This window comes from Bradyrhizobium sp. CCBAU 21365 (genome assembly GCF_015291305.1).
GTDB lineage: Bacteria > Pseudomonadota > Alphaproteobacteria > Rhizobiales > Xanthobacteraceae > Bradyrhizobium > Bradyrhizobium elkanii.
Map to the genome: position 1 here is coordinate 5141291 of NZ_CP030036.1, position 14455 is coordinate 5155745.

12 protein-coding genes are annotated in these 14455 nt (G+C 65.3%); 4 read left to right on the top strand and 8 right to left on the bottom strand.

The window, feature by feature from the left end; genetic code table 11:
• Positions 1-8 precede the first annotated feature (8 nt).
• Both XI02_RS23645 and XI02_RS23650 read right to left on the bottom strand, forming a co-directional pair.
• Positions 9-2417 carry a TonB-dependent receptor gene (locus XI02_RS23645; RefSeq protein WP_018271847.1) on the bottom strand — a complete coding sequence of 803 codons (2409 nt, stop codon included), beginning with the start codon at positions 2415-2417 and terminating at the stop codon, positions 9-11.
• Positions 2418-2499: 82 nt separating this feature from the next.
• A complete protein-coding gene (locus XI02_RS23650) occupies positions 2500-2871 on the bottom strand; it encodes a DUF2946 domain-containing protein (RefSeq protein ID WP_016848451.1) in 372 nt (123 codons plus the stop codon).
• A gap of 457 nt (positions 2872-3328) precedes the next feature.
• Here XI02_RS23650 and XI02_RS23655 point away from each other — a divergent pair, with 457 nt between their 5' ends.
• The 4 genes from XI02_RS23655 (at position 3329) to XI02_RS23670 (ending at position 7529) form a co-directional block, all read left to right on the top strand.
• Positions 3329-3754: a globin gene (locus XI02_RS23655; protein ID WP_016848452.1), complete on the top strand. Its 426-nt coding sequence runs from the start codon at positions 3329-3331 to the stop codon at positions 3752-3754.
• Positions 3755-3842: 88 nt separating this feature from the next.
• Entirely contained in the window at positions 3843-4880 is a 1038-nt protein-coding gene (locus XI02_RS23660; RefSeq protein WP_194483156.1) for a sugar ABC transporter substrate-binding protein, read from the top strand.
• A gap of 9 nt (positions 4881-4889) precedes the next feature.
• Positions 4890-6392, top strand: coding sequence for a sugar ABC transporter ATP-binding protein (locus XI02_RS23665; protein ID WP_018271849.1), 1503 nt, complete (start codon positions 4890-4892; stop codon positions 6390-6392).
• A gap of 102 nt (positions 6393-6494) precedes the next feature.
• On the top strand, positions 6495-7529 hold the full coding sequence (locus XI02_RS23670) for an ABC transporter permease (RefSeq protein WP_026192816.1): 1035 nt from the start codon (positions 6495-6497) through the stop codon (positions 7527-7529).
• A gap of 710 nt (positions 7530-8239) precedes the next feature.
• Here XI02_RS23670 and mtnK read toward each other — a convergent pair.
• The 6 genes from mtnK to nuoN form a co-directional block, all read right to left on the bottom strand.
• The gene (mtnK, locus tag XI02_RS23675) at positions 8240-9544 is read right to left on the bottom strand and encodes an S-methyl-5-thioribose kinase (protein ID WP_018271851.1); all 1305 of its coding nucleotides are present in this window, start codon (positions 9542-9544) and stop codon (positions 8240-8242) included.
• A 177-nt stretch (positions 9545-9721) separates the two neighbouring features.
• On the bottom strand, positions 9722-9997 hold the full coding sequence (locus tag XI02_RS23680) for a DUF1467 family protein (RefSeq protein ID WP_016841810.1): 276 nt from the start codon (positions 9995-9997) through the stop codon (positions 9722-9724).
• Between the two features lie 7 nt (positions 9998-10004).
• Positions 10005-10409, bottom strand: a complete 405-nt coding sequence (gene mce, locus XI02_RS23685; protein ID WP_016841811.1) for a methylmalonyl-CoA epimerase — start codon at positions 10407-10409, stop codon at positions 10005-10007.
• Positions 10410-10480: 71 nt separating this feature from the next.
• Positions 10481-12151 (bottom strand): ribonuclease J, encoded by a 1671-nt coding sequence (locus XI02_RS23690; protein WP_018271852.1) that lies wholly within the window; start codon positions 12149-12151, stop codon positions 10481-10483.
• Positions 12151-12957 (bottom strand): biotin--[acetyl-CoA-carboxylase] ligase, encoded by an 807-nt coding sequence (locus tag XI02_RS23695; RefSeq protein WP_026192818.1) that lies wholly within the window; start codon positions 12955-12957, stop codon positions 12151-12153. Before XI02_RS23695 ends, XI02_RS23690 begins: the two co-directional genes overlap by 1 nt.
• A 61-nt stretch (positions 12958-13018) precedes the next feature.
• On the bottom strand, positions 13019-14455 hold the full coding sequence (gene nuoN, locus XI02_RS23700) for an NADH-quinone oxidoreductase subunit NuoN (protein ID WP_026192819.1): 1437 nt from the start codon (positions 14453-14455) through the stop codon (positions 13019-13021).

Here is a 14455-nt window from a genome sequence, read left to right on the forward strand (position 1 = left end):
TGCGCTCCTCATTTGAACGCAATCTTCATGCCCGCCACGAAGGCGCGCGGCGATCCGGCATAGATCGAGTTGGTCGAGTTTGCCAGTACGCTCGCGGGATTTTGAATGCCTGCCGCGGTCACCGAATTTGAGATGTTGTTCGCCGACGCCACGTAGGTCCGGTCGAAGACGTTCCTCACCTCGATGTACAGGTTCAGCGCCTTGAAATAATCCGAGACGAGATCGGTCTTGTAGTGCAGGTTGAGATTGACCAGCTCATAGCCCGGCGCCTTCAAGAGGTTGGCGTTGTCCATGTAGAAGCTGTCCTTCCGCTGGACTTCGACGAACCCGCCAAGTCCCTGCAACGGACCCGACAACTGGTCGTAGCCCAACCGCGCCGTGAGCTCGTTCGGTGAGATGCCGGGGATCTTGTTGCCGGCGCGATTGAAACTGAACACCGCTCCGTTCGTGATGCTTTCGACATATTCCGTGTAGACCTCGTCGAGATAGGTGTAGGCCGCCGAGAACCGCCAGCCCGGCAGGAATTTCCAGTCGGCGGCCAGTTCGACGCCGCGATGCTCCGAGCGCGGCGCGTTGAACGTGTAGGAGATGCCCGCAAGCGGCGTAGCCTGGGAAACGAGCTCGTCCTTGAAGAACTCGTAGAAGCCGGTGACGCTGACTTTGAGCGCGTTGTTCGGTGTCCAGTCGGCGCCGACGTCGTAGCCGAGATTCTTCTGCGTCCGCAGCTGGGTGTTGTTGCCCGAGGCGCCGCTCGGCAGGACGAACAAATTGCCGACCTGCGGCGTGCCATATCCGGTAGCCACCCGCCCGCGGAACTGCCACTCGCTGTTCAGCCGGTAGAGCAATGCGAGCTCGGGCGCGGTATTCTGGAATTGCCGATCGGCGGTCGTGACCGCCGTGGTCGTGGTTCCGGCCGCGCCGGCGTAGCTATAGGCGGTGTTCCGCCCCGTCAGACTGGTGGCCTCCCAGCCAATGCCGGCAACGGCCGTCAGCGCCGACGTGAGCTTCAATTCCTCCCGCGCACGAACGCCGTAATTCGTCGTCGTGCTGAGCAAATTGCTCGACAGGCTTCCGAGCGTCGCATTTCCCCCCGGCATCACATTGCGCGTATCGCTCGACGCGGTGAGCGTATTGTAGAAGCCGCCGAAATAGGTCGTCGAATCCAGCCCGAACACATCGCCGCGTCTGACGACGTCGCTCATGTAGTTGTAGGACGGGAAGTCGCCGATCGCGCTCGTCGATCCCGTCGGCTGGTTGATGTTGCGGTCGTCGAAGACGAACTGGTTGCGCCAGGTGGTCTGGTTGTCGAAGTCGTGCTCCCAGCGGCCGCCGACGATGGTACGGCGGTCGTCGCGCCCGAGGCCCGCCTGAACCGCAGTCTCTTTGTCGGTTCCTGCCGCCGCGTTGAATCCGTTGTTGAACAACGTCACGGTCGCGCATCCCGGCGCGGCCGTCGCGCCGGTCGTGCAACCCTGCTGGAACGGGTTCTGGTAGAACTGGTTCAGCGAGGAGCGGATCGGCAGGCGCGTCGTCAGGTCGTTATTGATCAGCTTCACCGTGAAGCGATCGTCCGGCGTGACCTGCAGCGTGCCGAGGAAATTGACGGTCTGGGTGTTGAACCAGCTGTTGCCGATGTAGCCGTCGCCGCGCGCGTCGCTCGCGAACAGCGAGCCCTCGAAATTGCCGACCTTCTTGCCCGCGGCGAGATAGTTGTTGAGGTAACCGAAGCTGCCACCGTCGACGCCATACTCGACGCCGTCGATCGTGCCGCCCGGCCGGGTCCGGAAATTCAGCGCGCCGCCGGTCGCGTAATTGCCGTAGAGCGCCGATGACGGCCCGCGAACCACGTCGATGGCGCCATAGGCATGCGGATCGATCAGGTCGCTGCGCGACAGGCCGTCCGGCTGGGTCACCGGGAAACCGTCGTCGAAGACGACGAGATTGCGGATGCCGAAGCCGTTGCGCGCATTCGACCCGCGGATCGAGATGCCGAAATCACGCGGGCCGTTGCCCTGCTTGATCGAGATGCCCGGACTGTCCCGCAGCACATCGGCGACGGAGAACGCCGGTCGGTTGTCGAACTGGCTGCGGTCGATGGTCGTCTGCGTCTGGCCCGTGGGCGCCCGGTTCAAACCGTCGCGGGTCGCGGCAAGCGTCTCCCCCGGCCTCGCGCCGCCCGCCGGGGCCGCCGTCGCGGCCGGCGCTGTCGCCGGCTTCGGAGGCCGCTGGACGGATGCCGCACGAACGCGCGGCTTCGGCGCCGCCGGTTTGGCGCGCACCGCCGTCCGGGGCGCCTCGACGGTGACAGAGGGTAGCTCTGTGCTGGGCGCCTGGGCTTCGGCAGCGGACGGCGATGCGCAGAGCGTCGCGCCCAGCGCGAGCACGCTTGCCGCTTCCAGCGGATGATAGCGAAACATGGATGAATCCTGACGCCGGCGCTTCGGCCGGCTTGCTCAAGGGCACTTGCCGGCGCGGGACGCACCGGCAGCGACAAGGTCGTCAGGAAGACAGCGGCGGCGCGCGGGCTTGCGCCGAGAGGCCGGCGCGCGAACGATCGAACTCGGAGGCGAAATCAAGCCAGGCGATCCGGCTCGGCAGGCGTACGACGGCCTGGGCCGCAACTTGCGGGCTATCAACGGGCGCACCGGTCTGCAGCACGCTGCACGCCGAGCAGCAGCCGTCATGGGCGTCGTGACTGGTCTGGTCACCCTGCCCGGCTCGGGAGCCGGCATCGCCGTGGCAGATGGTGGCGGCCGCGAGCGGATCGGACGCGGCAAGGTTCGCCGCCCAGCAGGCCCCGATCGGTGCAAGAATCTGCACCAGCAGGGCAACCAGGACGATGGGCAGAAAATTCTTCAGCCGCCGGCGCATTGCAAAACCATCCGGGACGGAACTAACCACCATGAGCACCGGAAGTCGAGATCGCCGACGCGTCCGGTTTCTTCCAGCCGGCGGAAATAGCCGAGCGTGGCACTTGCGTCACGGCGGCTCCGAAACCAGTCGTATCCCCTTACCCTGTCACGTGTTTTACATCTCCCGTCACAACCGCCGGTGGCGCCATCCCAATCATTTCGCAAATTGCTCGAAAATTGAACAATCGTTGCCGAAAATGATGACAAGCCTGGAAAGATAGTCTACCAATTCGGGCTCAGGCCAGCCGCGAGGTGTGTCCTGGTGGTCCAAGTCTCGGGAGGAGCCCGACGCGCATAAGCAGCGTCACCCCATCAATCAAGATCAAATCGAATTTTTGGGGCAAATAGGGTCGACACAATTTTTGGAGCAGGGCTTTCAGCCCTGCTCTTTTTTTATGTGATGATCGCAATCCGCTATGACTCCATCCTCGAATCCGATCGAACGCAGCTTTGAGCTCGCAGCAGCGGCTTGCGATGATCTGACACCGTTCGTGTATCGCCGCCTGTTTCGCGAACATCCTGAGACGCAGGCGATGTTTCGCACCGAAGGCAGCGAGCCTGTGAAAGGCGCGATGCTGCAGCTGACGATCGAAGCCATCCTCGATTTCGCGGGCGAGCGCCGCGGACATTTTCGCCTGATCGAATCGGAGGTGTTCTCGCACGACGCCTACGGCACGCCGCGCGAACTGTTCGTGGCATTCTTCGCGATGATTGCCGACAGCTTGCGCGACATTCTCGGCGAGCAGTGGACTGCGGAGATCGATGCTGCGTGGCACACGCTGCTCGGCGACATCGAAGCCATCGTGCTGCAGCAGAAACATCTCGTGGACGAGAGGCCGTAGCGTCACCGTTCCGATTGTGACACACTCGCTTTATCCGCGGCGCGTGCAATTGACGCCGACGGTCAGAAAAACGAAGAGGGAGCAAGCAATGCCAGGGACCGACAAGGGGATGGACAAGGCGTCGACGACGCGGCGCGACCTTCTGCAGATGGCGGCGGCAGGTGGAGCTGCGGCCGGCCTGTTCGGCGGAATGGGCATGACGACGTCCGCGCTCGCCGCCGAAATGGGACGCTCGGAAAAGCCGCTGAAGGCGGCGTTCTCCAACGCCGGACTGCAGGCGACGTGGTGCGCGCAGGGCAAGCAGGCCGCCGAGTTCTGGGGCAAGCTGTTCAACGTCGAAGTGACCTGGTTCGACGGCCAGCTCGATGCCGTCAAGCAGCGCGCCGCGATCGACAACATGGCGTCGCAGAAATGGGACTTCGTCGCGATCCAGGCGTTCGGCATCGGCACGCTGACCCAGCCGGTGCAGAAGATGATCGACGCCGGCACTCCCGTGATCGACATGGACACGCTTATTGCTCCTCTCGATCAAATTAACGTCCACTCGTTCCTCGCGCCCGACAACGAGTTCATGGGCGCCTCGGTGACGCAGGCGCTGTGCAACGCGATCGGCGGCAAGGGCAAGGTCATCATGACCCAGGGCGCGCTCGGCCACACCGGCGCGCAGGGCCGCGCCAAGGGCTTCAACTCGGTCATCAAGCAGTTCCCGAACATCGAGGTGCTGGACACCCAGCCCGCCGACTGGGACGTCTCCAAGACCGCCCGGCTCTGGGAAACCTATCTGACCAAATATTCGCAGATCGACGCCGCCTTCTTCCACAAGGACGACATGGCGCTCGCCGCCTACAACATCATGAAGGCGCGCAACCGCACCAACATCCTGATCGGCGGCGTCGACGCCATGCCGCCGGCGATCCAGGCGGTCAGCGAAGGCCGCATGTTCGCGACCGTCCGCAATCCGTCCTGCCGCATCCATGGCGGCGCGATCGTCGCGGGCGTCGCCGCCGTGGTCGGCGGCGAAAAGAGCGGCCAGGGCATTCCGAAGAACGTCGTGACCGATGGTCCCGTCGTGACCAAGGCCAACGCCGCCGGCATGCAATGGATGGAGGATCACTTCCTGATCTGAGCGGTCCTCATGTCGCAGGGACGCTCGGCGATCCTCGAATTGCACCAGATCACGAAGGCCTTCGGCGGCGTCGAAGCCCTTCGTGGGGTCGACTTCGCGCTGCACGCCGGCGAGATCCACGGTCTCGTCGGCGAGAACGGCGCCGGAAAAAGCACGCTGATGAAGATCATCGCCGGCGTGCATCCGGAGTTCTCCGGCCGCTTCATGCTGGACGGCAAGGAGACCCGCTTCCGCTCCACCCGCGACGCGCACGCCGCCGGCATCGGCATGGTGCATCAGGAGCTCAGCGTCGCGCCCGATCTCACGGTCGCCGAGAACGTGTTCCTCGGCAACCAGCCGACCAACCGCCTCGGCTTCGTGCAGTGGCGGCGGATGGCGCGCGAGGCCGGCGAGCAGCTGGCACGGTTTGGCATCGACGTCGACCCGATGACGCGGCTCGGCGACCTGCCGATCGGCCTGCAACAATTGATCGAGATCGCGCGCGTGCTGTTCTCCGGCGCACGCATCATCATCCTGGACGAGCCGACCTCCGCCCTCTCCCCGCCCGAAGTCGAACGCCTCTTTGCGACGCTGCACAAGTTGCGCGACGAAGGCACCAGCATCGTCTTCATCTCGCATTTCATCGAGGACATTTTGCGGGTCTCCGACGTGGTCACCGTGTTCCGCAACGGGCGGAAGATCGCCGAGACGGCGTCCGCGGACACCACCAAGGGCGCGCTGATCGAGGCCATGATCGGCCGCGGTGGCGAGGCGCTGGAACACAGCTACACCGATGACCTGATGCTCCCGCAATCGAGCGGCGGCGCGGCGGTGCTGAAGGTCGATCAGCTCTCGCTGCGCCGCAGCCTGCAGGACGTCTCGTTCGAAGCCCGCTCCGGGGAGGTGCTCGGCATCTACGGCTTCATGGGCTGCGGGCAGTTGGAGCTGTCGCGCATCCTGTTCGGCAAGCTGCGGCCCGATGGCGGAACGCTGGTGGTCGACGGCGCCGCCAAGACCTTCCGCAGCACCGCAGCCGCCCGGCGGGCCGGCGTTGCGCTGGTGCCGGAAAGCCGCCGCGCCATGCTGTTCCACCAGGAGCCGGTTTACAAGAACATCTCGATCAGCATCCTCGAGCGGATCTCCTCGCTGCTGCTCAAGCCGGTGCGCGAGCGCGCGATCGCCCAGCGCCAGGTCGAGCAATTGCAGATCCGGCCGCCGGTGGTCGGCCTCGATCTCGGCATGCTGTCCGGCGGCAATCAGCAGAAGGTGGCGCTGGCGAAATGGCTCGCCTACCCGCCGCGCGTCCTGGTGCTGTGCGAGCCGACCCGCGGCATGGATGTCGGCGCCAAGAACGACGTGATCAACATCGTGCGCGATCTCCGCGCCAAGGGACTGGCGATCATCGTGCTGTCGACCGAGCCGGAGACGGTGCTGTCGCTGGCCGACCGGATCCTGGTGCTGAAGCGCGGCGCGGTGGTGCGCGAATTTGCAGGCGAAGCGGTCAGCAAGGACCGGCTGCTGGAGGCGGCCTAGAGCATGATCCGGAAAAGTGCGAAGCGGTTTTCCGATGAGATCATGCTCAAACAAACAGGGAAAGCGCGATGACCACCTCATCGCGCTTGATGGAGAGACATGATGGCAAGCAGTGACGGCGCGACGGCGCGAGCGGATCACCAGCGGTCGCGCGGGCTGGTGCCCTTCCTGCGCTCGCAGATGCGCAACATCGCGCCGTTCCTGACGCTGATCTTCCTCAGTGCGTTCTTTGCGATCGCGAGCCCGTCGTTTGCGACCATCGACAATGTCGGCAACATCCTCACGCAAGTCTCGGTCACCGGCATCATCGCCGTCGGCCTCACCTTCGTGATCCTGTGCGCCGAGATCGATCTGTCGATCGCCAGCATCGCCAACGTCACCGGCATTGCCGTGGCGTACTTCACGCTGCAGGAATCCTACGTCAACATCGCCAATGTCCCGATGCCGGGCATCGTCGCGATCCTGCTGGCGCTGGCGCTGTGCGCGCTGCTCGGCCTCGTCAACGCGCTGGGGCTGACCATGATCGGCATCCCCTCCTTCATCATGACGCTCGCCATGATGCAGATCGCGGCCGGCGTCTCGGCGCTGCTGGTGCGCGGCCAGATCGCCTACAAGGTGCCGGACCTGATCACGACGCTCGGCTCCGGCTCGATCGGCGGCATCCCCTGGATCGTGATCGTCGCCGCGGTGATGCTGCTCGGCGGCCACCTGGTGCTGACCTACACGCGGTTCGGCCGCTACGTCTACATGGTCGGCGGCAACCGCGAAGCCGCGGAATTTGCCGGCCTCAACGTCAAGCTCATCCTCGGCAGCGTGATGGTGATCTCGGCGGTGTGCTCGGGGATCGGCGGCATGCTCGGCGTCGCCCATTTCGGCAGCGCCCAGCAGAACGAGTTCGACACCTATCTCTTGGATTCGATCGCGGCCGTGGTGGTCGGCGGCACCAGCCTGTTCGGCGGCCGCGGCGGCATCGGCAACACCATCGTCGGCCTGTTCGTGCTCGGCGTGCTCAACAACGGCCTCGACCACGTCAATATCGACAGCTTCCTGAAGATCCTGATCCGCGGCCTGATCCTGCTCGCGGCGCTGATCATCAACGTCTACGCGCAGCGGCTGCGGGAGCAAGCGGCGGATTGATAGTGGAGCGGAGCACGTAGCTCTCACCTCTCGTCGTCCCGGCGAAGGCCGGGACCCATAACCACAGGGTTGGGTTGTTGAGAGCAGGCTGTGGCCCCAGCGTCGGGCAACAATTCGCATTCGTGATAATGGGTCCTGGCTTTCGCCAGGACGACGCCGAGTGTGTGTCGCTTGTGAGTCAAACATCCGCATTCTCGCGACACGATATGCCCGAGCTTTGCTGTTCGTTTCACCCTCTGAAAGCAGAGGGCGCAGGGAAAGCCGGGTGCCGATCGCACCCATGGGCCCCGTGCAATGGGTAGAAAGCACGGGGGTAGGACCACAGGTGTAACCGGGAACTCCGGCTTTCCCTGCGCGATGGGCTACGGCTTACTTCGTGCTCTCCCCGGCGAGACTTGGCTTGTTTGTCACCGCCTTCGCCACGCGCACCGCGCAACGTGAAGAGACACCTGCCACTTGGGCGTCAGGACCACACGACTTCACCGTCCGCCTCATGCGCACTCGTCAGTTGCACACTCAGCGTCCACCGCATCTCGACCCGCGTCCGTGACGACCGCGAAGCGCCCCTCGATCGGGTGAGACGGGCGGAATTGAACATCTGATTTGCCCGACGACGGAAGCGCTAATTTGCCCGTCGGGGTGATTTGTCGCAGGCCTCCTCCGTCGTCATTCCAGTTCGGTGCGGCGCTCCGCCCCGGAATGACAGCGGGTCATCTGGCAAAATCCGGCTGCCAGTGACGCAGTTCGCGCGCGGCGAAGGTGACTGCTCCGATCGTCGTGAACGACGCCGCCTCCAGCATCATATTGCGGGCGAGCTTGAGGGCGCGCGCCTCGCAGATCGCGCGCTGCTTCTCGTCGGCGATCCACTCGAAGTCGATGTTGTGCGCAAGGCCGAGGATGCGCCGGATGGTCTTGGCCGCGGCGAAGCCGACGGTGTCCTGGAACAGCCGCGCCATATAGGCCTGCCGTTCCGCCTCCAGCCGCGCGGCACCTGCCTCGCCCGCGAACAGCGACACCGGATAGCCGTCGCCCCTCGCCTCGCTGCGCCACAGCGCGAGAAACTTGCGGGAAAACTCGCTCCAGACGCCCTCGATGGTCGCGAGCAGCCATGCCTCGAACGAGGCGCGCTCGCCCGGCGTGCGCTCGTGGCCGGCGGAGGCGAGATAGGCCATCAGCAGATTGCCGATGACGGCGCCGATATCGAAGCCCATCGGGCCGTAGAACGCGAACTCGGGATCGATCACCCTGGTCTCGCTGTCCGTGACCATGATCGAGCCGGTGTGCAGGTCGCCGTGCAGCAGCGCCTGCGGGCTCGCCATGAATTTCAGCTTCAGCCTGCTAATTGCGACATGGAGGTCGAGGTCCTCGCGGAACGCCGCGGCCGTGGCGTCGAGATAGGGCGCGGTCCAGCGGTTCTGCTGGGCGATGCGATAGGGATCGGTGAAGATCAGATCCTCGGTGATCTTGCAGAGCGCATGGTTGCCGGCGAAATCGGCGATGCCCTGCTTCTTCTCCGCGGCCGACAAGGCAAGGTCGGACGTGAGGAACAGCGTTTGCGCCAGGAAGGTCGAGATATCCTCGACAAAGCGCGGGTACCGCGTGGCTTCGATCAGGCCCTTGCGCATGATGACGTGCGGCTCGAGCAGCTCCATCGCGGTGAGCGCGAGCGGCGCATCATGATGCAGCGCCGCAGGCACGAGCATCGGCGCCAGCCGCGCCTGATGCACCAGCGCCATGTGCTCGTAGTGCGCCCGCGACAGCGGCAGCGGCCAGCTCTCGCCGACGAGGCGCACATAGGGCAGCGCCTGCTTGACCGCGAGGCCGCCGCTGTTTCCCTTGACGATGAAGACGAGATTGAGATTGCCGTCGCCGACCTCGCTGATCGACCAGTCGGCCGGCGCGCCGCCGAGCTGCGCGACGATGGCGGGCAGCTCCGCGAGATAATCCCGCAGATCGGCTTCCCGCAGGATTCGATATGCGCTCGGCCCGGAGCCCGGCTGGGACTGCAGGTTCATCGTGGTCGCCTCCTCCGCATTGCCAGGGCGAGGTTGATCCCCGCTCCATTGGCATCAGTTTCTAAAACAGCATCCCCATCGGTACGTAGCCCGGGTGAGCGAAGCGATACCCGGGAAGGTGATCCCGCATGTCGCTTCGCTCATGCGGGCTACTTCAGATCCAACGAAAACTGCGTATCAGAACGGCATCCCCATCAGTTTCGACAGCCGCTCGATCGAGAGATAGCCGGAATGATAGGCCCACATGGCGATCGAGAAGATCACGGCCGAGATCAGCGTGGTCCACAGCAGCTTGCGGCCCATGCGCGCCAGGATCGGCGCGCCGGGGTCGGTGCCGGGCGCGCCGACGCCGTCCTCATGCTGGCTGCGTATGCCGAACGGCAATGTCAGGAACAGCACGAGCCACCAAAGGACGAAGTAGATCGCAAGCCCAGTGGAGATCTGGTACGCCATACTGGCCTCAGGCCTGTTCGATCTCGACCAGGGCGCCGGAAAAGTCCTTCGGGTGGAAGAACAGCACCGGCTTGCCGTGCGCGCCGATCTTCGGCTGGCCGTCGCCCAGCACCCGCGCGCCCTCGGCGATCATGCGGTCGCGAGCCGCGATGATGTCGGGCACGTCGTAGCAGACATGGTGGATGCCGCCGTCGGCATTGCGCTCGACGAATTTCGCGATCGGCGAGGCCTCGCCGAGCGGCTCGATGAACTCGATCTTGGTGTTCGGCAGCGTCACGAACACGGTGATGACGCCGTGCTCCGGCAGCGGCACCGCATCGGAAATCTCGGCATTGAAGGCAGTGCCGTAGATCTTCGCGGCCTGCTTGGCGTCCTTGACCGCGATCGCGACGTGATTGAGCCGGCCCAGCATCTCATTCTCCCTTTAGTTGAGCATGATCTTTTCGGAGAACCGCTTCGCGCTTTTCCGGATCATGCTTAGGCTCAGACCGTCAGAACGTGCACGACGCAGATCGGCTTCTTGCCCCATTGCTCGTTCAGCGCCGCCCGCACCGCGCGCCGCACCGATTCCCCCAGCGCGTCCGGATCGCGCCGCCGCGGCTTCGGCAGGCCCTCGATCGTCGATACCACCACATCGAACACGATGTCGTCGAGCAGTTCGCCCGCCGCATTGTTCTCCGGCATGCCGACCAGATCAACCTCGGGATCGTCGACGAGCTCGCCCTGCTCGGTCATGGCGATGGCGACGAAGGCGCAGCCGGCAAAGCCCATCCGCCGTCGTTCCACCACGGCACGCGACTTGGCGTCCTCCAGGATGGTTCCGTCCTTGTAGAGCCGGCCCGCCGGCACCTCGCCGATGATGCCGGGCTCGCCGGGCCCGAGCTTGACGAGGTCGCCGTTGCGGCAGGTCAGGACCTTGGGCACGCCGGCGGCGCGTGCCAGCTTGGCGTGCTCGGCCAGATGCAGCGCCTCGCCATGGACGGGGATCAAGAGCTGCGGCCGCACCCAGGAGATCATGTCGCGCAGCTCGTCGCGGCGCGGGTGGCCGGAGACGTGCACCAGATGCTCACGGTCGGTGATGATCTCGACGCCCTGCATGACCAGGTTGTTGATGATCGAGCCGACCGCCTTCTCGTTGCCGGGAATGGTGCGGGAGGAGAAGATCACGGTGTCGCCCTTGTTCAGGGTGACCTGCGGATGGTCGTCATTGGCGATCCGCGCCAGCGCCGCGCGCGGCTCGCCCTGGCTGCCGGTGCACAGCGCCAGCACCTTGTCGGCCGGGAAATGGCCGTAATAGTCGGCGCTGCGGAATTTATGCGAGCCGTCGAGATAGCCGCATTCGCGCGCCACCTGCACCACGCGCTCCATGGCGCGGCCGACCACGACCACCTCTCGATCGGCGGCGTTCGCGGCATCCGCCACCGCCCGCACCCGGGCGACATTGGAGGCGAAGGTCGTGACTGCGACCCGGCCCTTGGCCGCCTTGACCAGCTTCTTGATCGTGGCGGCGACCTCGGTTTCCGACGGCGAGCGCCCGTCGCGCACCGCATTGGTGGAGTCGCCGACCAGCGCCAGCACGCCTTCATCACCGAGCTCGCGCAGCCGCCGCTCGTCGGTCGGCTGGCCGATGATCGGGGTCGGATCGATCTTCCAGTCGCCGGTATGCAGCACGGTGCCGACATCGGTCTTGATCGCCAGCGCGTGCGATTCCGGAATCGAATGCGCGACCGGGATGAACTCGACATTGAACGGACCGATATCGACCCGCCCGCCCGACGGGATCACCGTGACCGGGATTTTTGGCGGGTTGCGCTCGGCGGCGCATTTGGCCTCGAACAGCGCCGCGCTGAATTGCGTCGCGTAGATCTTGCAGCCGAGCTTCGGCCAGAGATCGATGATGGCGCCGAAATGATCCTCATGGGCGTGCGTCAGCACGAGGCCCACCAGATTGTTGCGCTCCTTCTCGAGGAAGCGGACGTCGGGCATGATCAGGTCGATGCCCGGAAGATGCTCCTCGTCGCCAAACGAGACGCCGAGATCGACCGCGAGGAAGGACCGCTGGTGGCGGTTGCCGAGGCCGTAGATCGACAGGTTCATGCCGATCTCGCCGACGCCGCCGAGCGGCGCAAAGGTGAGTTCGTCGGGACGCGCCATCAGACCGCCCTCACCGAGGCTGCGGTGCCGAAATAGACCTCGCCGGCGGTCACGGGCAGGCGCTCGCCATCAGCGGTGCGGACGATCAGGCAGCCGGTATCATCGATGGTGTCGAACGTGCCCTCAAGGGTCGCCGAGCCGGTCTGGACCGCGACCTTCTCGCCGAGGCCGGCCGCGCGCTCCAGCCACAGCCTGCGGATCTCGGGGAAGCCGCGGCCGTCGTCCCAAATGCCGCGAAACTCGACCCAGGCGTCCGACAGCGCGGCAAACAGCTCCTCCGCCCCGATCTGGATGCCAAGCGCCGCGAGCGATACGGCCGGCGTCGGCGTCCCCTCGGGTGCTGCGACGACATTGGTGCCGATGCCGACCACGACCGCCAGCCGGCTCCCGATGGCCTCGGCCTCCAGCAGGATGCCCGAGAGCTTCTTGCCATTGGCCAGCACGTCGTTCGGCCATTTCAGGGTGAACTTCGGGCTGTCCGGCCCGAGCCGCAGCGCCGCCTCGATGCTGACCTTCCGCAGCGCGGCTTCAAGCGACAGCCCGGCGGCAAAGCCGAGGGTGGCGGCGACTGCCGGCTGAACGTCGGTCACCTCGAGGATCGTGCTGGCGAGATTGCCGCGCGGCGCGACCCAGACCCGCTGCCGCCGCCCGCGGCCCGCGGTCTGTTCGGGCGTCACGAACCACATCGGCCCCTGCGCGCCGTCGCGGGCGCGCAGCATCGCCTCGGCATTGGTCGAGCCGATCTGATCGAAGGCGGCGAGCCGGTAGCCCGCCGCTATGGCCCGAGGCCCGAGCGTGAAGGTCATGTCAGAGTTATGCGCATGATTGGTTCCGAAAGCCAGCATCCCGATTTCGGAACCGCACGCGTCAAAATAGTGATTTGGCCGCCGCCGTGGCCACGCTCACCAGCGGGCCCGGATAGGCGAAGTAGAAGATGTTGAAGATGCCCGCGACCGCCAGCACAGTGCGCAGCTCGACGCGGACCGGGTCGAGCTTGCCGAGCGGCTGGTCGAAATACATCACCTTGACGATCGACAGATAGTAGAACGCGCCCACCACGCTGGTCAGCACGCCGATCACGGCGAGCGTGAACAGATTGGCCTTGATCGCGGCGACGAACACGTACCACTTGCCGAAGAACCCGGCGAGCGGCGGCACGCCGGCCAGCGAGAACAGCAGCATCGCGAAGATGAAGGCGAGCAGCGGATTGGTGCGGGACAGGCCGGCGAAATCGCTGATCTGCTCCAGCGCCTGGCCGTTCCGCTTCATCGCCAGGATGATGCTGAAGGAGCCGAGCGTCATCGCCACATAGATCGCGATGTAGATCAGGACGCCCTGGGCGCCCTCGACCGTGCCGGAGGCGAGGCCGACCAGCGCAAAGCCCATATGGCCAATCGAGGAATAGGCCATCAGGCGCTTGATGTTGGTCTGGCCGATCGCCGCGAACGAGCCCAGCGCCATCGAGGCGATCGCCACGAACACCAGGATCTGCTGCCACTGGGTCACGATGCCCGGGAACGCGGTCAGCGTCGCGCGGGTGAACACCGCGAGCGCCGCGACCTTCGGGGCGGACGCGAAGAACGCCGTCACCGGCGTCGGCGCGCCCTCATAGACGTCCGGCGTCCACATGTGGAACGGCACTGCCGAGACCTTGAAGCAGAGGCCAGCGAGCAGGAACACCAGGCCGAACACGATGCCGATGCTGCCGGTGGTCGCCGCCGCCGCGATGCCGGCGAAGCTGACGGTGCCGGTGAAGCCGTAGATCAGCGATGCGCCGTAGAGCAGCATGCCCGACGACAGCGCGCCGAGCACGAAATACTTCAGGCCCGCCTCGCTCGACTTGGCGTTGTCGCGCTGGCTGGCGGCGACGACATAGAGCGCAAGGCTCATCAGCTCGAGGCCGAGATAGAGCGAGATCAAATCGCCGGCCGAGATCAGCACCATCATGCCGAGCGTCGACAGCAGCACCAGGATCGAGAACTCGAAGTTGCGGCTCGAGGGCTGAGACAGGTACTCGGTCGACAGGATCAGCGTCGCCGCCGAGGCGATCAGCGCGAGGACCTTCAGGAAGCGGGCGAAATCATCGACGATGAAGCTGCCGCCGAAGGTCACGAGCTTGCCGGCCGGCAGCCAGAGCTCCAGCACGCCGGTCAGCACCAGGAGACAGATCGCGAGCGCCGTGACGAGCCGCGTCGTCCCCTGCCCGCGATAAGCTCCGATCATCAACAGCACCATGGCGCCGACCGCGAGCACCAGCTCCGGCAGCACCGGCTGCAACTGATAACCTGCACTGGAAAAGCTCAT

Bases quoted from the DNA above. Each gene is read 5' to 3' on its own strand.
- XI02_RS23645 (WP_018271847.1), bottom strand. From the start codon at position 2,417: ATGTTTCGCTATCATCCGCTGGAAGCGGCAAGCGTGCTCGCGCTGGGC.
- XI02_RS23650 (WP_016848451.1), bottom strand. From the start codon at position 2,871: ATGCGCCGGCGGCTGAAGAATTTTCTGCCCATCGTCCTGGTTGCCCTG.
- XI02_RS23655 (WP_016848452.1), top strand. From the start codon at position 3,329: ATGACTCCATCCTCGAATCCGATCGAACGCAGCTTTGAGCTCGCAGCA.
- XI02_RS23660 (WP_194483156.1), top strand. From the start codon at position 3,843: ATGCCAGGGACCGACAAGGGGATGGACAAGGCGTCGACGACGCGGCGC.
- XI02_RS23665 (WP_018271849.1), top strand. From the start codon at position 4,890: ATGTCGCAGGGACGCTCGGCGATCCTCGAATTGCACCAGATCACGAAG.
- XI02_RS23670 (WP_026192816.1), top strand. From the start codon at position 6,495: ATGGCAAGCAGTGACGGCGCGACGGCGCGAGCGGATCACCAGCGGTCG.
- mtnK (WP_018271851.1), bottom strand. From the start codon at position 9,544: ATGAACCTGCAGTCCCAGCCGGGCTCCGGGCCGAGCGCATATCGAATC.
- XI02_RS23680 (WP_016841810.1), bottom strand. From the start codon at position 9,997: ATGGCGTACCAGATCTCCACTGGGCTTGCGATCTACTTCGTCCTTTGG.
- mce (WP_016841811.1), bottom strand. From the start codon at position 10,409: ATGCTGGGCCGGCTCAATCACGTCGCGATCGCGGTCAAGGACGCCAAG.
- XI02_RS23690 (WP_018271852.1), bottom strand. From the start codon at position 12,151: ATGGCGCGTCCCGACGAACTCACCTTTGCGCCGCTCGGCGGCGTCGGC.
- XI02_RS23695 (WP_026192818.1), bottom strand. From the start codon at position 12,957: ATGACCTTCACGCTCGGGCCTCGGGCCATAGCGGCGGGCTACCGGCTC.
- nuoN (WP_026192819.1), bottom strand. From the start codon at position 14,455: ATGAGCTTTTCCAGTGCAGGTTATCAGTTGCAGCCGGTGCTGCCGGAG.